Here is a 23,468-nt window from a genome sequence, read left to right on the forward strand (position 1 = left end):
TGACCCACCCGTCGTCCACGCGAGGCAAGCCCTTGACTGCTGACCTGCTCGCTCCCCTCGACCTGGCGTTCTGGAACATCGAGTCCGCCGACCACCCCATGCACCTCGGCGCGCTCGGGATCTTCTCCGCGCACTCGCCCGCCGCGGGCGCCCACGCGGCGGACCTGCTCGCGGCCCGCGCCGCCGGCGTCCCGGGACTGCGGATGCGGATCCGCGACGTGTGGCAGCCACTGCCCTCCGCGCTGCGCCGCCCGCTCGCCTTCGGCGGGGCGGCGCGCGAGCCGGACGCGGACTTCGACCCGCTGCACCACGTGCGGCTGCACGCGCCGGCCGGCGACTTCCACGCGGAGGCCGGACGGCTCATGGGGCGCCCGCTGGAGCGCGGCCGGCCGCCCTGGGAGGCCCATGTGCTGCCCGGCGAGGACGGGGCCTGCTTCGCGGTGCTGTTCAAGTTCCACCACGCCCTCGCCGACGGGCTGCGGGCGCTGACCCTCGCCGCGGGCGTCATGGACCCGATGGACCTGCCCGCCCCCCGGCCCCGCCCCGCCGCCGAGCCGCGCGGCCCGCTGCCCGACGTGCGCGACCTGCCCGGTCTCGTGCGCGGCGCCCTCTCCGACGCCGCCCGGGCCCTGGACATCGGCGCCTCCGTGGCCCGCTCCTCCCTCGACGTGCGCTCCACCCCCGCGCTCACCTGCGAGCCGAGCGGCACCCGGCGCACCGCCGGCGTGGTCCTCGACCTCGACGACGTGCACCGCATCCGCAAGACCGTCGGCGGCACCGTCAACGACGTCCTCATCGCGGTCGTCGCCGGTGCCCTGCGCCGCTGGCTCGACGAGCGCGGCGACGGCAGCGAGGGCGTCGCGCCCCGTGCCCTGATCCCGGTCTCCAAGCGCCGTCCGCGCACCGCCCACCCGCAGGGCAACCGGCTCTCCGGGTACCTGATACGGCTTCCGGTGGACGACCCGGACCCGCTGGCCCGTCTCGCCTCGGTCCGCACCGCCATGGACCGCAACAAGGACGCCGGCCCCAACCGGGGCGCGGGCGCCGTCGCCCTGCTCGCCGACCACGTCCCCGCGCTGGTGCACCGGCTCGGCGGACCCGTCGTCGGCCAGGCGGCGAGGCTCTGGTTCGACATCCTCGTGACCAGCGTGCCCCTGCCCAGCCTGGGCCTGAAGCTCGGCGGCCACCCCCTCACCGCCGTCTTCCCCCTCGCCCCGCTGGCCCCGGGCCACTCCCTCGCGGTCGCCGTCTCGACCTACCGCGGCGCCGTCCACTACGGCCTCGTGGCCGACGGCGAGGCGGTCCCCGACCTCGACCTGTTCGCGACCGCCGTGTCCAGGGAGGTGGCCACGCTGACCGAGGCCTGCCGGCCGTGAACCCGCCTGTTTGGCGGTGCGGCCCCGGGCTGAAGTAAAATCCGCCGTTCGAAAGCAGGCGCGACCGGCGCGCCGCGACGGCAGAGCAGGGAACGCAGCGGCGATGACGGTGACAGAGGACGGCCCGCAGGCCATGGACGAGGCGAGCGGGCTCCCGTACGGGCCCGGCATCGACCCCGAGCGCCTGGCCGTCTGCCTCAGCGTGCTCGAGGAGCTCGACAAGCTGGAGGTCGACCACCCGGACGCGATCGCCGTGCGCCGGGCCACGGCGGGCATCTACCGCACGGTCAAGCAGCGCCGCCGCCAGGAGCGCCGGGCCGCCAAGACCGCCCACGACAAGGCGGTCACGGAGGCCACGGCGACCGGCTCCGCCCAGCGCATCGACGACGAGACCGAGGGCCTGCTGCCCTCCTCGCGCACCGAGGAGGGCACGATCGCGGGGATACTCCAGCGCCCGCGCTCCTGCTACACCTGCAAGACCCGCTACGTGGAAGTCGACTACTTCTACCACCAGCTCTGTCCGGACTGCGCCCGCCTGAACCGCGAGAAGCGCGACGTCCGGGCCGACCTCACCGGCAAGCGCGCCCTGCTCACCGGCGGCCGCGCCAAGATCGGCATGTACATCGCGCTCCGGCTGCTGCGCGACGGCGCCCACACCACGATCACCACGCGCTTCCCCAAGGACGCCATCCGCCGCTTCAAGGCCATGGACGACTCCGCGGACTGGCTGCACCGCCTTGAGGTCGTCGGCATCGACCTGCGTGACCCGGCGCAGGCCGTCGCCCTCGCCGACTCGATCGCCGAGGCCGGGCCGCTCGACATCCTCGTCAACAACGCGACCCAGACCGTGCGCCGCCTGCCGTCCGCCTACGCCGCCCTGGTCGAGGGCGAGAGCGCGCCGCTGCCCGCCGGTGAGCTGCCCGCCCACCACGTCATCGGCGCGTTCAACTCCGGCGCGGTCGACGGCCTGGCCGCGCTGCCGCTGGGCAGCAGCGGCCTCGACGCGCAGCAGGTCGCCGACCTCGCCCTGGTCGCGGGCAACGCCAGCGTGGAGCGGCACCTGGACGGCACGGCGATCGACGCGGGCGGCCTGGTCCCCGACGTCGTCGACACCAACACCTGGGTGCAGACCATCGAGCAGATCTCCCCGGTGGAGCTGCTGGAGACCCAGCTGTGCAACTACACGGCGCCGTTCATCCTCATCAGCAAGCTGCGCCCGGCGATGGCCGAGGCGGCGAGGAAGGCGGCGAGCGGGCGGGCGTACGTCGTCAACGTGTCGGCGATGGAGGGCGTCTTCGGCCGCGGCTACAAGGGCGCGGGCCACCCCAACACCAACGCCGCCAAGGCCGCGATGAACATGGTCACGCGGACCAGCGCGCAGGAGATGTTCCAGACCGACGGCATCCTGATGACCTCGGTGGACACGGGCTGGATCACGGACGAGCGGCCGCACTACGACAAGTTGCGGCTCGCCGAGGCGGGCTTCCACGCCCCGCTCGACCTCGTCGACGGCGCGGCCCGGGTGTACGACCCGATCGTGCGGGGCGAGGCCGGGGAGGACCTGTACGGGGTCTTCCTGAAGGACTACGCGCCCGGGAAGTGGTAGGGCCGGGTCCTCAGTCGACGGCCCCCAGGCGGGAGTTGCGCGCCGCCAGCAGCTCCAGCACCGTGCGCCAGTCCTCCAGCACGCCGGCGTCGAAACCGGCCGTACGGCCCTCCTCGGCCGCCTGGCGCAGGGCGAGCAGGTCGTCGTCGGCCCCGGCGTCCCGGCCGGGGCGGTCGCACACCAGCCGGAAGACCCGCTCGCCGAGCAGGGCGCGCACCGCGTCGGCGGCCTGAGCGGACCGCCCGGCCGGGTCGCCCGGCCACAGCAGCCCGCCGAGCGGCCGTACCAGCCCGGCCACTTGGAGCTCCTTGTCGGCCGGGCGGCTCCGGCGCAGCAGGGCGGCGGTGCGCAGCGCGTGGTCGTGCAGGTCGACCGGCGGCCGGCCGCGCGCCGGGACGTCCCGGGTGCCCCGGCACGCGTACAGCAGATCCATCAGCTCCTCGACGCTGCGCAGCTCCATGCGCCGGTCCTCCCGCGAGACAGCCGTTGCCGTACCGCAGCAGACCATGACGAGCTTTCGGCTCGGCCAACGCCACCTGAACTGCGCCGGCGGCTGGAAAGCGCCTCCGCCTCCGTACGCCGAAAGGGTGATATGCGAAGCGGCTCTTTTGTGAACGAATCGGTGCGTAAACCCGAGTTGAACGCCCGATGACGCGCGATCGTTACCGGTTGTTTTCAGCCCCATCGAGCGGTGCCCCGCTCATTTGGTTAGTCTGATGCGGACGGACAGCCACACGGGGTCCTACCCACACCCACGGTCCGTCATGGGACCAGCCGGTACACCACGGCCTGCTCTCCCGTGAGTCGACCGGCGCCACCGCGTCCGAACTGCACATGACACACAACCCGAGCGGGGCGTCAGGCGCAGCAGGACCGGCGCGTACGTCCCGAGGGTGACCGACACATAAGGAGTGCGCGGTGACACCGGAGAAGACGAATCGCGATCAGCGCCCCAAGGAACGCGGCGAGCGCGCCGGCCGACGGGTCGACGAGCTCGGCAGCCTCGACGTGTGGGCCCGGTCGGCCCCGATCCGCCTCGCGGGCTACGAGGACGACCTCGCGGAGCCCCATATCCTGCCCAGCGTCGACTGAGCCGGACGCGGACCCCTCAGCGACCACCGCGCATGGGCGTGTCACACTCGCACCCATGCTGATCAGGGAAGCAACGGCTGACGACTGGCCTCGCATCTGGCCGTTCTGGCACCGCATCGTCGCCGCGGGCGAGACCTACGCATGGGACCCGGGAACCTCCGAGGAGGAGGCCCGGGTCCTGTGGATGAACCCCGCGAAACGCGTCTACGTCGTCGAGGACGACGGCGGCGCGGTCGTCGCCTCCGCCTACCTCACCCCCAACTACGCAGGCCCGGCCGCCCGTGTCGCCAACGCCGGGTTCATGGTCGACCCCGACCGGGGCGGGCGGGGCTACGGCAGGGCTCTGGCCGCACACCTCCTGACCGAGGCACGCGCCGCCGGCTACCGGGCCATGGTGTTCAACGCCGTCGTCGAGACCAACCCCGCCGTGCGGCTGTGGACCTCCCTCGGTTTCACGATCCTCGGCACGGTGCCCGAGGCGTTCGACCACCCACGGCACGGCCCGGTGGGACTGCACATCATGTACCGGGCCCTGTAGGGCAGGGGGGCGCGAGGGCGGCGCGCCCGCCGCCCTCGGCCGGGCCCCGCAGGCCCGTCAGGGACGGGCGTAGGGGCGGGTCATGATCTCCATGTTGTGGCCGTCCGGGTCGGCGAAGTAGGCGCCGCGACCGCCGAAGAGGTCGTTGACCCGGCCGGGCTCGGTGTGGCGCGGGTCGGCGTAGTACGTCACCCCGAGCGCCTCCAGCCGGGCGATCATCGTGTCGAACTGCTCGTCGGGCACGAGGAACGCGTAGTGCTGCGGCTGGATCGGCTCGTCGCTCTTCTCGTAGTAGTCGAGGGTCACGCCGTTGCCCAGGTCGACGGGGAGGAACGGCCCGAAGGGCGCCGCGACCTCCAGGCCCAGGACGGTCGCCAGGAACTCGGCCGACAACCGGCGGTCGGAGGCGTAGACGACGGTGTGGTCGAGGCGGGCGACGGTCGTCGGCAGCTCGGGGCGGTGTTCTGCGAGGGACATGAGTGGATTCGTCTCCGGTTCACTGGTGGTGAGGACGCGCCGCGAGGGGCGCGGGAAGAGGGAACGCGGAGACGTCAGGCGGGGCTCGCGCCCGCTCCGGCTCTCGGCCGGGCGGGGTCGCCCCCGCCGCCTTCATGCCGAGGCCGGGCGCCTCACTCGTGCATGGCCTACGGCCGACCCGGCAGTCACCCGGCCGACCCTAGCCGACCGGCGCGGTGCGCCGCCACGGATTTCTGGCCTCCAACTGCCCGGCCACGGCCAGGAGTCGGTCCTCCGTCCCGGGGCGCCCCACCAGCTGGACCGCGCAGGGGGCGCCGGAGGGCAGGGTGCCGCAGGGGACGGCCATGGCGGGCCAGCCGGTGAGGTTCCACGGGGGCGTCAGGGGCGAGTGGCTGGTGTTGACCAGGAGGTTGGCCAGCCAGCCCCGCTCGTGCCAGGGTCCGGCCTTCGGGGAGCGGCGGGCCAGCGCGGGGGTGAGCAGCACGTCGTACTCGGCGAAGAACGGTTCGAGGCGGTGCCGCAGCCGCTCCCGGGCCGCCCCGGCACCGGCGGCGCCCACGAAGGGCCGGCCGAGCCGCGCGTGCACCCGGGTGCGGCGCGTCAGCAGGCGCGGGTCCAGGGGCCGGGCGTCGGCCGCCGTGCCCGCCGCCCAGTGCATCAGGGAGGTGGCGGCGAGGGACAGCGGGTAGGGCGGGTCGGCGCGCCGCACCCGGTGGCCCGCCCGCATCAGCAGCCCGGCTGCATCCCGCGCGGCCGCCGCGTAGGGCCGGCTGACGGTGACACCGGCCAGCGGACTGCGCAGCGACACGGCGACCTTGAGGGCTCCGGGCGGCGACGGGGGTGTGGGCTCGGTCCCGGCGAGGACCGCGAGCATCAGGCGGGCGTCCTCGACGGTCGTGGCGAGCGGCCCGTTCTCCGACAGACCGAACCAGTCGCTGTCCCCGGACCCGGTCGGGACCATCCCGCGGCCCGGCTTGATGGTGACCAGACCGCAGTTGGCGGCGGGTATGCGCAGCGAGCCCATGCCGTCGTTGCCGAGCGCGATCGGCACCATCCCGGCCGCCACGGCGGCCGCGCTGCCGCCCGAGGAGCCGCCCGCCGAGCGCGCCGGGTCCCAGGGGTTGCGGGAGGTGCCCAGCACGCCGTCCGTGGTGCCGAAGACGCACAGTTCGGGCACGTTCGTCAGACCGACGACGACCGCGCCCGCCGCCCGCAGCCGGGCCACGGTCCCGTGGTCCCGCGCGGCGGGTGCGTCGGAGGTGGCCGCCGAGCCGACGCGGCGGGACTCGCCGCGCACGGCCAGGTTGTCCTTGACGGCCACCGGCACGCCGGCCAGGGGCAGTTCGGCGAGGTCGCCGCGGGCACCCACCTCGTCCGCCTCGGCCAGGGCCCGCGCGGCACGCACCGCGCGGAAGGCGCCCACCCGGCCGTCGAGCCGCTCGATCCGTTCGAGGTGCTCGGCGACCACCTCCCGGGGCGTGACCCGCTTGTCGCGGACGGCGGCGGAGATGTCGGCGGCGGTGCGGCCGGCCCAGGTGGTCACAGAGGCTCCTCGAAAGGGCGGGGGAACGGGGCGGGGAAGCGGGGCTACTGGTGAGTACGTAGGGAGAACTGTGCACCGGCCGGGGGCGCACGTCGAGATCCCGGGCCGTTTCGCGCCTGGGCACGCCTCGGGCGGCGGAGGTGCGGACCGCTCCGGCGGGGCGTGGGGGGCTCAGCGCAGGTGGCGCGCGAAGAAGGCCTCGGTGACGGTCATCTCGGCCGGCCACCGGGGCCCGAAGGTGTGGCCCTCACCGGCGACGGTCCGCAACTCCACGTCCTTGCCCGCCTCCCGGAACACCCGGGCGGCCTCCCGCGACCAGGCGAGGGGGCAGGTGTCGTCGGCGGCGCCGTGCTGGATCAGCAGCGGCTCGGTCAGGCGGTCGGCGTAGGTGAGGGGTGAGACGCCGCGCCAGAACGCCGGGTCCTCCTCGGGCGTGCCGTGCTCGTCCTCGATCTCCTTCACGATCGGGTCGCCGTCGGGCCGCTGGAAGTGGTCGATGTTCTCCTGCGGGCGGGCGCTCACCGGCGCGTACGCGACGGCCGCGTCGAACAGGCCGGGCGCCACCACCAGCGTGTTGTACACGACCCCGCCGCCCATGGAGCGCCCGAACAGGCCGAGCCGGTCGCCGTCGATCTCCGGGCGACCGGAGTCACGCAGGGCCAGGGCGGCGCCGATGACGTCCTCGGTGTAGCCGAGGCGCAGGTTGACGTCGTTGTCCGGATCGTCGTCCGAGCCGGCGTGGTTGCGGTAGTCGGTGTGCAGCACGACATAGCCCTCGCGGGCCAGGCGGTCCTGCTCGCGCGGCATGCCCTGCCCGCTGAAGTAGACGTCCGGGTCGATGTAGCCGTGCGCCAGCACCAGTGCGGGGAACGGGCCCTCGCCCTCGGGGATGTTCATGATCCCCGAGACGGTCAGGCCGTTCGCCTCGTAGGTGACGGCGTAGCGGGTGTAGGCGGAGGTGCGGGCGAGGACCTCGCCGAGCCGCAGGTCGGAGCCGGTGTGCTCGCGCCGCATCAGGGCCGGGAGGGAGACGGGGTCGACCGGGCCGGGGGAGGGGGAGGCGCTGCGCGGGCTCGGGTCCGCCGCGCTGCTCGCGGTCGCCGCGGCGGTGGTGGGCGCGGCGGGTCCGTCGCCGCCGGTGCAGCCGACGGCGACGGTCAGCAGCAGTCCGGCGGCGGCACAGGCGGTGCCCCTCAGGCGCATACCGTCCATTGTGCCGCCGCGGCCCCGCCGGCACGAGGGACCGCGTCCGGCCCAGGTCGTGTCCGTACAGTCCCGTCGTCCGCCCGCAGGGCAGGAGGGACTTCGCGGACACGGCCTAGGACCCCCCGCGCGCCGGCCCCGTGCTGTCCCGCTCGATCAGTGCCGGCACCGGCACCCGCACCGTGCGGGCCGGGCCGCCGTCCAGCAGGGCGGTCAGCTCCCGCGCCGCCGTGCGGCCGAACTCGACGCTGTCCCGGGAGAGCGCGGACAGCCACGGCTTGACCAGGCGGCACAGGGCGGAGTCCTCCCAGGCCACGACCGAGACGTCGGCCGGCACGGTGAAGCCCAGCTCCGCCGCGGCGGCCACCCCGGCGACGGCCATCACGTCGTTGTCGTAGATCAGGGCGGTCGGGGCGCCGGGCCCGTCCAGCACCCGCCGGGTGACCGCCGCGCCCGCCGCGTCCGAGTAGTCGGTCGGCACCGACTGCACCTCGGACAGGCCCCGCCGCTCGGCCTCCGCCCGCAGCGTGCGGATCCGGCGCTCGGTGTGGGCCAGCCCGGGCAGCCCGGCGATGTGCGCGATCCGGCGGTGGCCCAGCGTGTACAGCGCGTCCACCAGCGCCGCCATCGCGCCCGCGTCGTCCGCCCACACCGTCGACAGCCGGGGATGCCGCTCGTCCGGGGTGCCGCCGATCACCACGGCGGGCAGCCCGAGTTCGTCGAGGAGGCCGGGCCGGGGGTCGTCGGTGCGGGGGTCGACCACGAGCACCCCGTCCACCCGGTGCTCGGCCCACCACCGCCGGTACACCGCGCACTCGTCGTCGATGTCCTCGGCGATCTGGAACAGCAGCCCGAGATGCCGCTCGGCCAGCACCTCCTGGATGCCCGAGACGAGTTGCAGGAAGAACGAGTCCACGCCCAGGGTCCCCGCGGGCCGCGCCAGCACGAACCCGACGGTCGCCGCGCCCTCCCCGGACAGGGCGCGAGCCGCGGTGCTGGGCCGCCAGCCCAGCTGCTCGGCGACCCGGCGGACCCGGTCCCGGGTGACCTCGGAGACGCCGGGCCTGCCGTTGAGCGCGAAGGAGACCGCGCTCTCGGAGACGCCGGCCCGCCGGGCGATGTCCTTCATCGTCGGCCGCCGCGCCGGCGAGCGCTTTTCCGCCACGCTGCTTCTCCTGTCCGCACCTTACGGCGCTGAGCACTAATGCGCTTGAGTGCACAGACCCTAAAGCGCATTAGTGATCGAGCGCAAGATAGCTGATACGCCCACTCTGACCTGCGGCGATGCTGAACTAATGACATTAGCTGAGCGGAATCCATTGACTTCCCCGAACGCGGCGATGCAAGGTCTGCCCCGGCGCCCTTTCCGCCACCTTCCCGCCACCCCGTCCCCAAGGAGCCGGTCCCGTGCGCATCTCCCGCAGAGCCTTCGCCGCCGCTGCCGTCGCTGTCCTGCTGCCCCTCAGTGCCTGCGGTTCCGGGGGCGGCGAAGGCGGTTCCGGCGACGCCTCGGGCAAGATCGAGGGCGACATCACGTTCCAGACCTGGAACCTGCGCGCCAACTTCAAGCCGTACTTCGAGGGCCTCATCGCGGAGTTCGAGAAGAAGCACCCGGGCACCGACGTGAAGTGGGTCGACCAGCCCGCCGAGGGCTACGCCGACAAGATCAGCGCCGACGCCGCGGGCGGCACGCTGCCCGACGTCGTCAACGTCTCCCCGGACCTGGTCGCCCCGCTGGCCAAGGCCGGCCTCGCCCTCGACCTGGACAAGGCGGCCCCGCAGTACCGCAAGGAGTACCTGCCCGGCGCCTGGGACGGCCACCGCGTGCCGGGCCTGAGCGGCACCTACGCCTTCCCCTGGTACCTCAACACCGGCCCGCTGTTCTACAACAAGGCCCTGTTCGAGGAGGCCGGGCTCGACCCGGAGAAGCCGCCGAAGACGTACGGCGAGCTCTTCTCCTCCGCTCTGCAGCTGGCCGAGAAGAGCGACGGCAAGGTCGCCACCCTCGCCAACGTGCCCACCATCGAGGACTTCGGCCGCTACGGCGTCCCGCTGATGAACAAGGAGGGCACCGCCTTCACCTTCGACGACGCCAAGGGCGTCGAACTGCTCACCAAGTACAAGGAGCTGTACGACGCCAAGGCCCTGGACCCGCAGGCGCTGACCGCCACCCCGGAGTCCTCCGGCAAGAAGTTCCTCACCGGGGCGGTCGCCATGAACCCCGGCAGCGCCCTCGACCTCGGCAACTTCAAGAAGCAGGCGCCGAGCCTGTACAGGAACATCGGCATCACCGACCAGATCACCAGCACCGGGCACGTCAACATGTACGTGATGGGCGTGATGGTGAACTCCCAGTCGCAGCGCAAGCCCGCCGCGGTCGCCTTCGCGCACTTCGTGACCGACGCGGCGCACCAGATGTCGTTCGCCAAGAAGGTCGCCATCTTCCCCAGCACCGCCGGCTCCCTCGACGACCCGTACTTCACCCGGCAGGACGGCACCGACGAGACCCGTGTCCGGGTCGCCGCCGCCAAGTCCCTGAAGACGGCCGTCAACTACACACCGGTGCTGTTCAGCGAGCAGATGAAGATCGCGCTGCGCAACGAGGTCGCCAAGGCGCTCCAGGGCAAGCAGAGCCCGAAGGAAGCGCTCGACAACGCTGTCAAGGAGTGCGACCGGCTTCTGAAGCAGCAGGGCTGACCCACCATGGCTCTCTCCGGCATCTCCCGGGTGCGGCGCCAGCTTCCCACCAGCCCCTGGCTGTTCGCCGCGCCCGGTCTGCTCGTCATCAGCGCGTTCGTGCTGTACCCGTTCGTCTCCACGGTGGTGAACTCCTTCACCGACCGCCGCACCCTCATACCCGGCCGGTTCGTCGGACTCGCCAACTTCCGCGAGCTGCTGCACGACGACATGTTCTGGATCGGCCTGCGCAACAGCACGCTCTACGTCCTCGGGGTCGTCCCCCTCCTCGTCGTCCTGCCGCTGCTGCTCGCCCTGCTGGTGCAGAAGAACATCCCCGGCATCACCTTCTTCCGGTCCGCCTTCTACACGCCGGTCGTCGCCTCGATCGTCGTGGTCGGGCTGATCTGGGTGTGGCTGCTCGACGAGCGCGGTCTGGTCAACTCCCTGCTGGAGACGGTCGGGATCGGCCGGGTCGGCTTCCTCAGCGACCAGTGGCTGCTTCTGCTGAGCGCCATGGCCGTCACGGTGTGGAAGGGCCTCGGCTACTACATGATCATCTATCTGGCGGCGCTCGGGAACGTGCCGCGCGAACTGCACGAGGCCGCCGCCGTGGACGGCGCGGGCGCGGTGCGCCGCTTCCTCACCGTCACCGTGCCCGCCGTGCGCTCCACCATGGTCCTGGTCGGCGCGCTCTCCTCGGTCGCCGCGTTCAAGGTGTTCTCCGAGGTGTACCTGCTGGCCGGCCCGAGCGGCGGCCCGGCCGGCGAGGACACCACCCTGGTCATGCTGGTGCAGCGCACCGGCACCGGTCTGAGCGGCCGGGTCGGCTACGCCTCGGCGATCTCCGTCGTCGTCTTCGCCGTCACCGTCGTCCTGATGCTGCTGGTGCTGCGCGCCGACCGGAAGGACGAGTCGTGAGCCTCCTGGAGAAGACCCGGGCCCCCGAGCAGCCTCGCGCGGCGCGCGAGCCCCGCGTCACCGACGAGCACGGCCGCCGCGTGCGCGGGTGGGAACTCGCCCTGCGCTACGTGCTGCTGCTCGCCGTCCTGGCGCTGACCATCGGCCCGTTCCTGTGGCAGCTGTCCACGTCCCTCAAAGGCCCCACCGAGGACATCTACAGCTCCCCGCCCACGTTCCTGCCGGGCGATCCGACCCTGCACAACTACGCGCGGGTCGCCGACACCATCCCGGTGTGGGACTACGCCCTGAACTCCCTGAAGGTGGCCACCGCCAACGTCGTCACCAACTGCGTCGGCGCGGCCCTCGCCGGTTACGCCCTGGCCCGGCTGCGCTACCGCGGCCGCCGCGCCGCCACCCTGGCCTTCGTGCTGGCCATGCTGGTGCCGGTCGAGGGCATCATCATCGCCCAGTTCACGACCATGCGGGACCTCGGCCTGAACAACACCCTGATCGGCGTGGTCCTGCCCGGCTGCATCGGCGCGATGAACGTGCTGCTGATGCGCAACGCCTTCCTCAACCTGCCCTACGAGATCGAGGAAGCGGCCTTCGTCGACGGCGCCAACGTCTGGCAGCGGTTCCTGCGCATCGCGCTGCCGTCGGTCAAGGGCACCCTCGCGGTCGTGGCCATCTTCGCCTTCATGGGCGCCTGGGACGACTTCCTGTGGCCGCTGATCGTGCTGAGCGACCCCTCCAGGTTCACCCTCACCATCGGCCTCAACTACCTGCACGGCACCTTCGCCAACGACGAGCGGCTCGTCGCCGCCGGCACGATCATCGCCGTCGCGCCGCTGATCGCCCTCTTCGCCTGCCTCCAGCGGTACTTCTTCCGCGGTGTCGGCGAGGGCGCGGTGAAGGGCTGAGGACCCGGGCCGGACGGCCGACCCCCCACCGACACGCAAGGACACCGCATGCCTCCTGCCGTGCGCTTCGGCGTCAACTACACCCCCAGCGAAGGGTGGTTCCACCACTGGCTCGACTTCGACCTCGACTCCGTCCGCGCCGATCTCGACTCCATCGCCGCGCTCGGCCTGGACCACGTCCGGGTCTTCCCGCTCTGGCCGTACTTCCAGCCCAACCGCACGCTCATCCGCCCCCGGGCCGTCGAGCAGCTGGTCGCGCTGGCCGACGCCGCCGCCGAACGCGGACTCGACGTCAACGTGGACGGCCTGCAGGGGCACTTGAGCAGCTTCGACTTCCTGCCCGCCTGGACCCGGACCTGGCACCGGCGCAACCTGTTCACCGACCCGGACGTGGTCGACGGCCAGGCGACCCTGCTGCGCACCCTCGCCGCCGCCCTCGCCGACCGGCCCAACTTCATCGGCATGACCCTGGGCAACGAGGTCAACCAGTTCTCGGCCGGTCCCCACCCCGACCCCGACCGGGCCACCCCCGACGAGATCGACCTCTGGCTCGGACGGATGCTCGCCGCCTGCGAGGAGGGCGCCCCGGGCCGGCTGCACCTGCACGCCGAGTACGACGCCACCTGGTACCAGGACGACCAGCCCTTCACCCCGGGCCAGGCCGCCCGGCAGGGCGCCGTCACGGCCGTGCACTCCTGGGTCTTCAACGGCACCGCCCAGCGCTACGGCCGCGCCTCCGTGCCCAGCGAGCACCACGCGGCCTACCTCGTCGAGCTGAGCAAGGCCTGGGCCGGCGACCCGCACCGGCCGGTCTGGCTCCAGGAGGTCGGCGCCCCCGCGCCCCTGGTCCCGCCCGAGCACGCCGCCGCCTTCACCGAGGCGACCGTGGCGAACGCCCTGGACTGCCCCGACCTGTGGGGCATCACCTGGTGGTGCTCCCACGACGTGTCCCGCAGCCTCGCCGACTTCCCCGACCTGGAGTACGGACTCGGCCTGCTCACCAACGACCGCAAGCCCAAGGACACCGCCCTGGTGCTGGAACGGGCGGCGCGCGGGCCGTCGTACACCCCGCCGGGCCGTACCACCGCGCTCGTCGTGCCCGCCGACCCGGCGGTCCGCTCACGGTGCGCCCCGGGTGGGCCCGTCTTCGAGGCCTTCTTCCGGCTGGTCGCCGACGGGGCCCGGCCCACCACCGTCCTCGACACCCGGGCCGCCGACCGGGAGCACCTGGCCGCGCGCGGCATCACCGAGACCGTCACCCCCGACCAGGTCCTCGAAGGAGGCACCCGCTCGTGAAACCCGCCCGACGCACGGTCCTGCTCGCCGGAGCCGCGGCCGCCCTGTTCCCCTCGCTCCCGGCCGCGGCGGCCCCGAAAGCGGCCGGGGCGACCCAGCCGTACGCCTCCTACTGGTATCCGGACTCCCTCCCCGCGGGCAGTCCCGGCCCCGGCATCACCTGGCGCAGCCTGAAGTCCTGGCGCGCCGAGACCGACCCGGACCTCGCCTTCAACGCGGCGTCCGTGCCCCTGGCGACCCGCTTCACCCCGGCCCCCGCCAACGCCACCGCCCGCGCGGGGCAGGCCCGCATCCAGTCGCTGGTCTCCTTCGGCCCCACCGCGGGCAACCCCTCCCAGGGCTCGGCCACCGCCGACTTCTACGCCCTCACCCACTGGGCCTACATCGACGAACTGGTCTTCTGGGGCGGGTCGTCGGGCGAGGGCCTGATCCTCGCCCCGAACGCGCCGATCGTGGACGCCGCCCACCGGCACGGCGTGCCCGTCCTCGGCAACGTCTTCCTGCCGCCGGTCGCCTACGGCGGACAACTGCGCTGGACCCGCGACCTCGTGCAGAAGGACGCCGCCGGACGCCACCCCCTCGCCGCACGGCTCGTCGCCGTCGCCGAGGCCCACGGATTCGACGGCTGGTTCGTCAACGCCGAGACCGGGGGAGGGGACAGCTCCCTCGGCGCGGACATGCTGAGCTTCATCCGCGAGCTGAAGTCCCTCGCGGCGGCCAAGGGACAGCGGGTCACCTGGTACGACGCGATGACCGTGAACGGCACGGTCAGCTGGCAGGGCGCGCTCAACGGTCAGAACGAACCGTTCTTCCGGACCTCCGACGACATGTTCGTCGACTTCCGCTGGTCCGCGGACAGCCTGGTCTCCTCAGCGAGCAGGGCTGAGCAACTGGGCCGCAGTCGCTACGAGTTGTGGGCCGGCGTCGACGTCGAGGCAGGCGGCTGGAACTCCACCGTGCGGTGGGACGCGATCGTTCCGACGGACCGGGCGCACATCGCCTCGGTCGGCCTCTACCGGCCCGAGTGGACCCGCAACCACCTGCCCGCCGACCAGCGGGGACCCGCCGCCTTCCACGCCGCCGACGACCGGTTCTGGACCGGCCGCTCCCTCGACCCGGCCCGGCCGGACGGCACGGACCCCTGGCGGGCGCCCGCCGTGTCCGTAGCCGACCGCTCGACCGTCACCTCGGTGCCCTTCGCCAGCGTGTTCAACACCGGGCACGGACTGCGCTGGTACGAGGACGGCGCGGTCACCTCAAACGCGCCCTGGAACCACCTCGGGCTGCAGGACCGGCTGCCGTCCCGGCGCTGGGTGGTGCACACCGGGGGCAGCCGCCCGGCCGTGTCCTTCGACTTCGAGGACGCCTGGCGCGGCGGCAGCAGCGTCCTCGTCGACGGCGCACTGACCGAGCCGGCCGTGCTCGACCTGTACGCCACCCGGCTGCCGCTCGCCGCGGACACGGTGGTCGAACTGACCCACCGCACCGACTCCGGCCGGGTGCGCGTCGAGCTGGCCGTCGCCACCGCCGAGCCGGGCACGCCCGGGGGGACACCGCCGTACACGTACCTGCCCGTGGACCCGGACGGTGCCTGGCAGACCTCGACCGTCCGGCTCACCGGCCTGACCGGCACCGTCCGCGCGATCGGGGTGCGGCTCACGCCGGTGGACGGCGGCGCGGTGCGCTGGCGGCTCGGCGGCCTCGCCGTCCGGACCGTCTCCCGGACCCCGGCCGCCCCGTCCGGCCTGCGCGTGAGCGCCGCGTCCGGAGGCGATCTGCGCCTCGCCTGGAACCCGGCCCCCGGCGGCACACGGCACTACACCCTGCACCGGGTCCTGCCCGACGGCACCCGCCGCTTCCTCGGCGGCACCTGCCAGCGGGCGTACTTCCTCGCCGGCCTGAAGCCCGAACAGGGCGAGCGCGCCGCACGGTTCGAACTGCGTGCCGTGGGGGAGCTCTACACCTCGTCGGCACCCGTCACCCTGACCCACCCCTGGTAACCACCCCTTCCCTGGGAGCACCCCGCATGCATGACGACCGCAGCCTGGTCGAAGCCCGCCTCAAGCGCGTCCTCGACGAGCGCGTCCGCCCCGCCGTGTACCCCGAGTCCGTACCGCTGCAGGTGGCGGTGTGGCACGCCCCCGGCGAGCCGGTGCCGGTCGCCGAAGGACTCGCGGCCGAGCCCGAGCCGATCGAGGTGGGCGCCCGGTGGGGTGCTCCCTGGGGCACCAGCTGGTTCCGGGTGACCGGGACCGTCCCCGAGGCGTGGGCGGGCCGGACCGTCGAGGCGATCCTGGACCTCGGCTTCGACGAGAACATGCCCGGCTTCCAGTGCGAGGGCCTGGTCTACCGGCCCGACGGCACCCCCGTGAAGGGCCTCAACCCGCGCAACCAGTGGGTGCGCGTGGGCGCCCCCGCCGAGGGCGGTGAGCAGGTGCGGCTGCACATCGAGGCCGCCTCCAACCCCGTCATCCTCGACTACCACCCCTTCCTGCCCACGCAACTGGGCGACAAGGAGACCGCGGGCAGCGACCCGCAGTACACCCTCACCCGCATGGACCTCGCCGTCTTCGACGAGACGGTGTGGCAGCTGGTGATCGACCTGGAGGTGCTCGGCGAGCTCATGGCCGAACTCCCGGTGGAGTCGGCGCGCCGCTGGGAGATCCTCAGGGCGGTGGACAGGGCGCTCGACGCCATCGACCTCCAGGACGTGAACGGCAGCGCCGCACGGGCCCGTTCGTGTCTCACCGGCGTCCTCGCCGCGCCCGCCGCGCCGTCCGCCCACCGCATCAGCGCCGTCGGGCACGCCCACATCGACTCGGCGTGGCTGTGGCCGCTGCGCGAGACCGTGCGCAAGGTGGCCCGGACGACCTCCAACATGACCGCGCTCCTCGACGACGAGCCGGAGTTCGTCTTCGCCATGTCGCAGGCCCAGCAGTGGGCGTGGGTGCGCGACCACCGGCCCGAGGTGTGGGCCAGGGTGAAGAAGGCCGTGGCCGACGGGCGGTTCGTGCCGGCGGGCGGCATGTGGGTGGAGTCGGACACCAACATGCCCGGCTCGGAGGCCATGGCCCGGCAGTTCGTGCACGGCAAGCGGTTCTTCCTCGACGAGTTCGGCATCGAGAACGACGAGGCCTGGCTGCCCGACACCTTCGGCTTCGCCGCGGGCCTGCCGCAGATCATCAAGGCGGCCGGCTCCAAGTTCCTGCTGACACAGAAGATCTCCTGGTCGCAGACGAACAAGTTCCCGCACCACACCTTCCGGTGGGAGGGCATCGACGGCACGCGGATCTTCACCCACTTCCCGCCGGTCGACACCTACAACTGCTCCATGAAGGGCGGCGAGATCGCCCACGCGGCCCGCAACTTCAAGGACAAGGGCGTCGCCCGCCACTCCCTGGCCCCCACCGGCTGGGGCGACGGGGGCGGCGGCACGACCCGCGAGATGGTCGCCAAGGCGGCCCGCCTGCGCGACCTGGAGGGGTCGGCGACCGTGACGTGGGAGACCCCGCGGGCGTTCTTCGAGAAGGCCGCCGCCGAGAACCCCGAACCACCCGTCTGGGTCGGCGAGCTGTACCTCGAACTGCACCGCGCCACCCTCACCAGCCAGGCCAGGACCAAGCAGGGCAACCGCCGCAGCGAGCACCTGCTCGGGGAGGCCGAACTGTGGGCCGCCACCGCGGCCGTGCGCACCGGGTTCCCCTACCCGTACGAGGACCTGGACCGCATCTGGAAGACGGTGCTGCTGCACCAGTTCCACGACATCCTGCCCGGCTCGTCCATCGCCTGGGTGCACCGCGAGGCACGCCGGACCTACGAGCGGGTCGCCGAGGAACTGACCGCGATCGTCGAGGCCGCGCAGCGCGCCCTGGCCGGCGAGGGCGACACCCCGCTCGTCTTCAACTCCGCCCCGCACACCCGGGCCGCGGTCCCGGCCGGTGGCGCGCGCACCCCGGTCGAGCCGGACCGCACGGCCCTCTCGCCCCGGCCCGGCGGCGGACACGTCCTGGACAACGGCCTCCTCCGGGTCGGGATCGACCCGCGGGGGCTCGTCGTGTCGGTGTACGACATCGAGGCCGACCGCGAGACCGTCGCCCCGGGCCGGGCCGCGAACCTGCTCCAGCTGCACCCCGACTTCCCCAACATGTGGGACGCCTGGGACGTCGACGCGTTCTACCGCAACACGGTCACCGACCTGACCGACGCCGACGAGGTCGCCCCCGACGGGGACGGCGTGCGGATCGTCCGGAGCTTCGGCGCCTCCCGTGTGACGCAGCTGCTCACCCTCGCGCCCGGGGAGCGGCGGCTGGTGGTGGACACCGAGGTCGACTGGCACGAGACGGAGAAGTTCCTCAAGCTCGCCTTCCCGCTGGACGTGCACGCCGAACGGTACGCGTCCGAGACCCAGTTCGGGCACTTCCACCGGCCGACCCACACCAACACCTCCTGGGAGGCGGCCAAGTTCGAGGCGTGCAACCACCGCTTCGTCCACCTGGAGGAGCCCGGCTGGGGCGTGGCGATCGTCAACGACTCGACGTACGGCCACGACGTGACGCGCACGGTCCGCACCGACGGCGACGGCGGCACGACCACCACCGTCCGCGTCTCCCTGCTGCGGGCCCCACGCTTCCCGGACCCGCAGACCGACCAGGGCGTCCACCGCTTCCGGCACGCGCTGGTGCCCGGCGCCGGCATCGGCGACGCCGTGCGGGAGGGCTGGCGGATCAACCTGCCGGAACGGCGGCTGACCGGCGCAGGCGAGGTGGCGCCGCTGGTGACGTGCGACCAGGACGCGGTGGTGGTCACGGCGGTCAAGCTGGCCGACGACGGCAGCGGGGACGTGGTCGTCCGGTTCCACGAGGCCTTCGGCGGCCGGGCCCGTGCCACGCTCACCGCCGGGTTCGAGGTGGCGGACGTCGCGGTCACGGACCTGCTGGAACGGCCGCTGCCCGACGCGCCGGCACCCGAGGCCGAGGGCGGCCGGATCGCCCTGCGGCTGCGCCCGTTCGAACTGATGACGCTCCGGCTGCGGCGCGCCTGAGAGCGAGGCGGCGCGCCCGGGAGGACTGCGGCGCGCCCGGCGGGGAGACGCAGGTCACAACCGGGCGTGTCACATCGGGGTGAGCAGCCGGCTCATAAGGGCGTAGGCACCGACAACGACGAAGGAGCTCACCATGAGCGCGCGTCTGGACGTCTTCGCCGGCGAGACCGGCAGGAAGCTCGTCAAGCAGTTCACCGCCGTGGGGCGGCTGGTCACGGAGTCATCGCTCCCGGCCGCCACACGGGAACTGGTCTCCCTGCGGGTGAGCCAGATCAACGGGTGCGCGGTCTGCATCGACATGCACACCAAGGAGGCGACGGCGGCGGGCGAGTCCGCCGAGCGCCTCCACCTGGTCGCCGGATGGCGGGAGGCCACGGTCTTCACCGAGGCCGAACGCGCCGCGCTGGACCTGGCCGAGCAGGGCACCCGCATCGCGGACGGGGCCGGCGGTGTCCCGGACGAGGTGTGGGCGCGGGCCGCCAAGCACTACCACGAGGAGCAACTCCTCGCGCTGGTCACCCTGATCGCCTTCATGAACACCGCGAACCGGCTGAACGTCATCATCCAGCAGCCGGCCGGCGACTACCAGCCGGGTCAGTTGAACTAGGGACGGCGGTCACCGGGCCTCGGGACGTTCCCGGGGCCCGAGCTGCGCCCGCAGCCACTGCTCCACCTCGCCCACGTGCGCGGCCGCCGCCGCGCGGGCCGCCTCGGGGTCGTGGGCGGCCAGGGCCCGGCGGATCGCCGCGTGTTCGCGGCGCGTACGGGCGAAGGCGCCCTCCTCCTGGTAGCCGCGCCAGACCCGGGCGCGGAACGTGCGGGACGACAGGCCCTCCAGGATCGCGGCCATCGTCTCGTTGCCCGCGGCCACCGCGATCACCCGGTGGAAGGCCAGGTCGTGGGAGATGATCTCCTCCGGATCGTCCGTGGCGTTCATCGCCGCCAGGTGCGCGTCCACCTCGGCGAGCTGGTCCTCGGTGATCCGCGCGGCGGCCAGCGCCGTCGCCGTCGACTCCAGGATCCGCCGGATCTCCAGCAGTTCCACCAGGCGCGGGCCGCGCGACAGGTCCGCCACGACGCCGAACGTCTCCAGCAGGTCGCCGGCCTCCAGCTGCGTCACGTAGATGCCCGAGCCGTGCCGGGCCTGAAGCACCCCCAGCACCGTGAGCGCGCGGATCGCCTCCCGCATCGAGCTGCGGGAGATGCCCAGTTGCGCGGCCAGGTCGCGCTCGGTCGGCAGCCGCTGGCCGGGTTCCAGCCGGCCCTCCGCGATCAGCGCCTTGATCCGCTCGATGGCGCGCTGCGTCACGGTGCCCTTCTGCGGGGCTGTCTCGTCGTCCACGCCACTCCTCCGGTCACCGCGCCTCGGCGCAGTCTAGCCACCGGAGTGATCCGACCACTGTGGCCCGGACATGGGATATACGGCGCAAGAGGGTGTTCGGACGGTTGATTGGTCTGATAAGTATGCGGACGTCTGCCCGGCCGGGCGGCAGCCGGCCGGGCCCGGGACTGAACCGGACCCACCCCGCACCGACCGACGAAAGGCCCGCCGTGCCCCCGACGCCCGCCCGCATCACCGCGGTCGACACCCACGACGTCCGCTTCCCCACCTCGCGCGAACGCGACGGCTCCGACGCGATGAACCCCGACCCCGACTACTCCGCGGCCTACGTCGCCTTGCGCACGGACGCGGCCGACGGACACGAGGGACACGGGTTCGCCTTCACCATCGGGCGGGGCAACGAGGTCCAGGTCGCCGCGATCGAGGCGCTGCGCGGACACCTCCTCGGCCGCGACCTGGACGAGCTGTGCGCCGACCCCTCCACCCTCAACCGCGACCTGGTCGGCGACAGCCAGCTGCGCTGGCTCGGACCCGAGAAGGGCGTGATGCACATGGCGATCGGCGCGGTCGTCAACGCCGTGTGGGACCTCGCCGCCAAACGCGCCGGGCTGCCGCTGTGGCGGCTGCTCGCCGAGGCCGAGCCCGAATGGCTCGTCCGCCAGGTCGACTTCCGCTACCTCACCGACGCCCTCACCCCCGGCGAGGCCCTGGCCCTGCTGCGCCGGGGCCGGGCGGGCGCCGGGGAGCGCACGGCCCGGCTGCTTCAGCACGGCTACCCGGCCTACACCACCTCACCGGGCTGGCTCGGCTACGACGACGACAAGCTCACCCGGCTCGCGGCCCGGGCCGTCGCCGAAGGCTTCACCCAGATCAAGCTCAAGGTCGGCGCCGACCTCGACGACGACATCCGCCGCTGCCGCGTGGCCCGTTCCGTCATCGGCCCGGACATCCGGATGGCCGTCGACGCCAACCAGCGCTGGGACGTCGGCGAGGCGATCCGCTGGACCGAGGCTCTCGCCCCGTTCGACCCGTACTGGATCGAGGAACCCACCAGCCCCGACGACATCCTCGGCCACGCGGCGATCCGCCGGGCCGTCGCCCCCGTCAAGGTCGCCACCGGCGAGCACGTGCACAACCGCGTCGTCTTCAAACAGCTCCTCCAGGCCGGCGCGCTCGACGTCGTCCAGATCGACGCGGCCCGCGTCGGCGGCGTCCCGGAGAACCTCGCGATCCTGCTGCTCGCGGCCAAGTTCGGGGTCCCGGTCTGCCCGCACGCCGGCGGGGTCGGCCTGTGCGAACTCGTCCAGCACCTGTCGATGTTCGACTACGTGGCCCTCACCGGCACGACCGAGGACCGCGTCATCGAATACGTCGATCATCTGCACGACCACTTCCTCGACCCGGTGGTGATCCGGCAGGGTCACTACACGGCACCCACCGCGCCCGGCTTCTCGGCCGCGATGCGGTCCGAGGCGCTGGCGCGCTACACGTACCCCGGCGGCGAGTTCTGGGCCGCCGACCTCGACGCGACGAAGAAGGGGCACGCCGCATGAGCGACTTCGAGGGCCTCAGGGCCCTGGTGACCGGCGGTGCGTCCGGCATCGGCCGGGCCACCGCCGACCTCCTGGCCGAGCGCGGCGCACAGGTCGCCGTCCTCGACCTGGACCCGTCACCGGTCGGCAAGCCGCTGTCGGCCTACCGCGCGGACGTCCGCGACGACCCGTCCGTGCGCGCGGCCGTCGCGGCGGCGGTCGCCGAACTCGGCGGCCTGGACGTCCTGGTCAACAACGCGGGCATCGGCGCCCAGGGCACGGTGGAGGACAACCCCGACGACGAGTGGCACCGCGTCCACGACGTCAACGTCGTCGGCATGGTCCGCACCACCCGCGCCTGCCTGCCCCACCTGCGGGCCTCCGCGCACGCCGCGATCGTCAACACCTGCTCCGTCGCCGCCACCGCCGGCCTGCCGCGGCGCGCCCTGTACAGCGCGACCAAGGGCGCCGTGCTCGCCCTGACCCTCGCGATGGCCGCCGACCACGTCCGCGAGGGCATCCGCGTCAACTGCGTCAACCCCGGCACGGTCGACACCCCGTGGGTGGGCCGCCTCCTGGACGCCGCCCCCGACCCGGCCGCCGAACGCGCCGCCCTCCGGGCCCGCCAGCCCACCGGCCGCCTGGTCGCCCCGGCCGAGGTCGCGGGCGCCATCGCCTATCTGGCCAGTCCCCTGTCCGGCGCCACCACGGGCACCGCGCTCGCCGTCGACGGCGGCATGCAGGGCCTGCGGCTGCGCCCGGTGGCGCGGTGAACCGGCTCGGCGGCAGCGGCGTCGAGGTCAGCGCCCTGTCCTTCGGCGCCGCCGCCATCGCCAACCTGTACACCGAGGTCGCCGAGGAGCAGGCCCACGAGGCCGTGGAGGCCGCCTGGCAGCGGGGCATCCGCTACTTCGACACCGCCCCGCACTACGGCCTCGGCCTCTCCGAACGCCGCCTCGGCGCCGCCCTGCGCGACCGTCCCCGCGACCGTTACACGGTCTCCACCAAGGTGGGCCGCCGCCTCGAACCCGCCGACGGCACCGGCGACGACCTGGCCCACGGCTTCGCGGTGCCGGCCACCCACCGCCGCGTGTGGGACTTCAGCGCCGACGGCGTCCGCCGCACCCTGGAGTCCAGCCTGGAACGCCTCGGTCTCGACCGGGTCGACGTCGTCTACCTCCACGACCCGGACGAGCACGCCGAGGCGGCCTTCCGCGAGGGCTACCCGGCCCTGGAGAAACTGCGCGCGGAAGGCGTGGTGGGCGCGATCGGCGCCGGGATGAACCAGTCGGCGATGCTCACCCGCTTCGTCCGCGACACCGACGTGGACGTGGTGCTCTGCGCCGGCCGCTACACCCTGCTCGACCAGAGCGCCCTCACCGACCTGCTCCCGGCGGCCCTGGAGCGCGGCACCTCGGTGGTCATCGGCGGCGCCTTCAACTCCGGCCTGCTGGCCAACCCCGAGCCCGGCGCCCGCTACAACTACACCGCCGCCCCCTCCGAACTGGTCGAGCGCGCCCTGCGCCTGAAGTCCGTCGCCGACCGCCACGGCACCACGCTGCGCGCCGTCGCCCTGGCCTTCTGCGCCGCCCACCCGGCCGTCGCGAGCGTCCTCGTCGGAGCCCGCTCGGCGCACGAGGTGAGGGACTGCGCCCACCAGTTCGCCGCCCGGGTGCCGGACGCCCTGTGGCAGGAGCTGCGCGCCGGTGGTCTGCTGCCCGAGGGCGCCCCCGTCCCCGGTGAGGCGTCCCGTGCGGAGCCGTCATGAGAGTCGCCCTGCACACCGGGGTCCGCCCCGACCGGGTCGCCGCGTACGAGGCCGCCCACCGCGTGGACCATCTGGCGCTCGGGCACCGACCTGTTCCACGTCCTGGAGTGCGAGGACCACGCCCGGCTCCTCGCCGAACCGGAGAAGCTGCCGGC

The 23,468-nt window shown here is 73.3% G+C and carries 20 protein-coding genes and 1 pseudogene; 15 read left to right on the forward strand and 6 right to left on the reverse strand.

The features are described 5' to 3' along the window. Positions 1–32 precede the first annotated feature (32 nt). Both ACPXCS_RS02050 and ACPXCS_RS02055 read left to right on the forward strand, forming a co-directional pair. Complete coding sequence (locus tag ACPXCS_RS02050) at positions 33–1,376, forward strand: wax ester/triacylglycerol synthase family O-acyltransferase (RefSeq protein WP_425946169.1); 1,344 nt, start codon at positions 33–35, stop codon at positions 1,374–1,376. A 103-nt stretch (positions 1,377–1,479) separates the two neighbouring features. After that, entirely contained in the window at positions 1,480–2,982 is a 1,503-nt protein-coding gene (locus ACPXCS_RS02055) for an SDR family NAD(P)-dependent oxidoreductase (RefSeq protein ID WP_425946171.1), read from the forward strand. A gap of 10 nt (positions 2,983–2,992) precedes the next feature. On the opposite strand, the gene ACPXCS_RS02060 is transcribed toward ACPXCS_RS02055, so the two are convergent. Beyond that, positions 2,993–3,442 carry a hypothetical protein gene (locus tag ACPXCS_RS02060; protein ID WP_425946172.1) on the reverse strand — a complete coding sequence of 150 codons (450 nt, stop codon included), beginning with the start codon at positions 3,440–3,442 and terminating at the stop codon, positions 2,993–2,995. A 458-nt stretch (positions 3,443–3,900) separates the two neighbouring features. On the opposite strand from ACPXCS_RS02060, the gene ACPXCS_RS02065 reads away from it, so the two are divergent. Both ACPXCS_RS02065 and ACPXCS_RS02070 read left to right on the forward strand, forming a co-directional pair. Beyond that, a complete protein-coding gene (locus ACPXCS_RS02065; protein ID WP_184852796.1) occupies positions 3,901–4,074 on the forward strand; it encodes a hypothetical protein in 174 nt (57 codons plus the stop codon). 55 nt (positions 4,075–4,129) lie between these two features. Then, complete coding sequence (locus tag ACPXCS_RS02070) at positions 4,130–4,612, forward strand: GNAT family N-acetyltransferase (RefSeq protein WP_425946173.1); 483 nt, start codon at positions 4,130–4,132, stop codon at positions 4,610–4,612. Between the two features lie 57 nt (positions 4,613–4,669). On the opposite strand, the gene ACPXCS_RS02075 is transcribed toward ACPXCS_RS02070, so the two are convergent. The 4 genes from ACPXCS_RS02075 to ACPXCS_RS02090 all read right to left on the reverse strand — a co-directional run bounded on the left by ACPXCS_RS02075 (position 4,670) and on the right by ACPXCS_RS02090 (position 8,964). After that, positions 4,670–5,089: a VOC family protein gene (locus tag ACPXCS_RS02075; protein ID WP_425946174.1), complete on the reverse strand. Its 420-nt coding sequence runs from the start codon at positions 5,087–5,089 to the stop codon at positions 4,670–4,672. Positions 5,090–5,288: 199 nt separating this feature from the next. Continuing rightward, positions 5,289–6,632, reverse strand: coding sequence for an amidase (locus ACPXCS_RS02080; RefSeq protein ID WP_425946175.1), 1,344 nt, complete (start codon positions 6,630–6,632; stop codon positions 5,289–5,291). A 171-nt stretch (positions 6,633–6,803) separates the two neighbouring features. Then, a complete protein-coding gene (locus ACPXCS_RS02085) occupies positions 6,804–7,835 on the reverse strand; it encodes an alpha/beta hydrolase family protein (protein WP_425946176.1) in 1,032 nt (343 codons plus the stop codon). 115 nt (positions 7,836–7,950) lie between these two features. Then, entirely contained in the window at positions 7,951–8,964 is a 1,014-nt protein-coding gene (locus ACPXCS_RS02090) for a LacI family DNA-binding transcriptional regulator (RefSeq protein ID WP_425946416.1), read from the reverse strand. 278 nt (positions 8,965–9,242) lie between these two features. Between ACPXCS_RS02090 and ACPXCS_RS02095 the strand changes: the two genes are divergently transcribed. From ACPXCS_RS02095 to ACPXCS_RS02125, 7 genes are all read left to right on the forward strand, one after another. Continuing rightward, entirely contained in the window at positions 9,243–10,532 is a 1,290-nt protein-coding gene (locus tag ACPXCS_RS02095) for an ABC transporter substrate-binding protein (RefSeq protein WP_425946177.1), read from the forward strand. 6 nt (positions 10,533–10,538) lie between these two features. Then, entirely contained in the window at positions 10,539–11,432 is an 894-nt protein-coding gene (locus ACPXCS_RS02100; RefSeq protein ID WP_425946178.1) for a carbohydrate ABC transporter permease, read from the forward strand. Beyond that, entirely contained in the window at positions 11,429–12,334 is a 906-nt protein-coding gene (locus ACPXCS_RS02105) for a carbohydrate ABC transporter permease (protein ID WP_425946179.1), read from the forward strand. Before ACPXCS_RS02100 ends, ACPXCS_RS02105 begins: the two co-directional genes overlap by 4 nt. A gap of 48 nt (positions 12,335–12,382) precedes the next feature. Further along, positions 12,383–13,630, forward strand: coding sequence for a glycoside hydrolase 5 family protein (locus ACPXCS_RS02110; RefSeq protein ID WP_425946180.1), 1,248 nt, complete (start codon positions 12,383–12,385; stop codon positions 13,628–13,630). After that, complete coding sequence (locus ACPXCS_RS02115) at positions 13,627–15,630, forward strand: endo-beta-N-acetylglucosaminidase (protein ID WP_425946181.1); 2,004 nt, start codon at positions 13,627–13,629, stop codon at positions 15,628–15,630. Before ACPXCS_RS02110 ends, ACPXCS_RS02115 begins: the two co-directional genes overlap by 4 nt. Positions 15,631–15,656: 26 nt before the next feature. Then, positions 15,657–18,671: an alpha-mannosidase gene (locus ACPXCS_RS02120; RefSeq protein ID WP_425946182.1), complete on the forward strand. Its 3,015-nt coding sequence runs from the start codon at positions 15,657–15,659 to the stop codon at positions 18,669–18,671. A gap of 133 nt (positions 18,672–18,804) precedes the next feature. Beyond that, positions 18,805–19,278, forward strand: a complete 474-nt coding sequence (locus ACPXCS_RS02125; protein ID WP_425946183.1) for a carboxymuconolactone decarboxylase family protein — start codon at positions 18,805–18,807, stop codon at positions 19,276–19,278. Positions 19,279–19,287: 9 nt separating this feature from the next. Here the strand turns inward: ACPXCS_RS02125 and ACPXCS_RS02130 are convergent, their stop codons facing one another. Then, on the reverse strand, positions 19,288–20,013 hold the full coding sequence (locus ACPXCS_RS02130) for a FadR/GntR family transcriptional regulator (protein WP_425946184.1): 726 nt from the start codon (positions 20,011–20,013) through the stop codon (positions 19,288–19,290). Between the two features lie 209 nt (positions 20,014–20,222). Here ACPXCS_RS02130 and ACPXCS_RS02135 point away from each other — a divergent pair, with 209 nt between their 5' ends. The 4 genes and pseudogenes from ACPXCS_RS02135 to ACPXCS_RS02150 all read left to right on the forward strand — a co-directional run. Beyond that, a complete protein-coding gene (locus ACPXCS_RS02135) occupies positions 20,223–21,566 on the forward strand; it encodes an L-fuconate dehydratase (protein ID WP_425946185.1) in 1,344 nt (447 codons plus the stop codon). After that, a complete protein-coding gene (locus ACPXCS_RS02140) occupies positions 21,563–22,318 on the forward strand; it encodes an SDR family NAD(P)-dependent oxidoreductase (protein WP_425946186.1) in 756 nt (251 codons plus the stop codon). Before ACPXCS_RS02135 ends, ACPXCS_RS02140 begins: the two co-directional genes overlap by 4 nt. Then, the gene (locus ACPXCS_RS02145; protein WP_425946187.1) at positions 22,315–23,313 is read left to right on the forward strand and encodes an aldo/keto reductase; all 999 of its coding nucleotides are present in this window, start codon (positions 22,315–22,317) and stop codon (positions 23,311–23,313) included. Before ACPXCS_RS02140 ends, ACPXCS_RS02145 begins: the two co-directional genes overlap by 4 nt. After that, positions 23,310–23,466: pseudogene (locus ACPXCS_RS02150) on the forward strand (L-rhamnose mutarotase); the annotation flags it as partial. The gene ACPXCS_RS02145 and the pseudogene ACPXCS_RS02150, both read left to right, overlap by 4 nt. Positions 23,467–23,468: the final 2 nt, after the last annotated feature.

Origin of the sequence: Streptomyces sp. DT190 (genome assembly GCF_049846985.1) — a bacterium.
Lineage (GTDB): Bacteria > Actinomycetota > Actinomycetes > Streptomycetales > Streptomycetaceae > Streptomyces.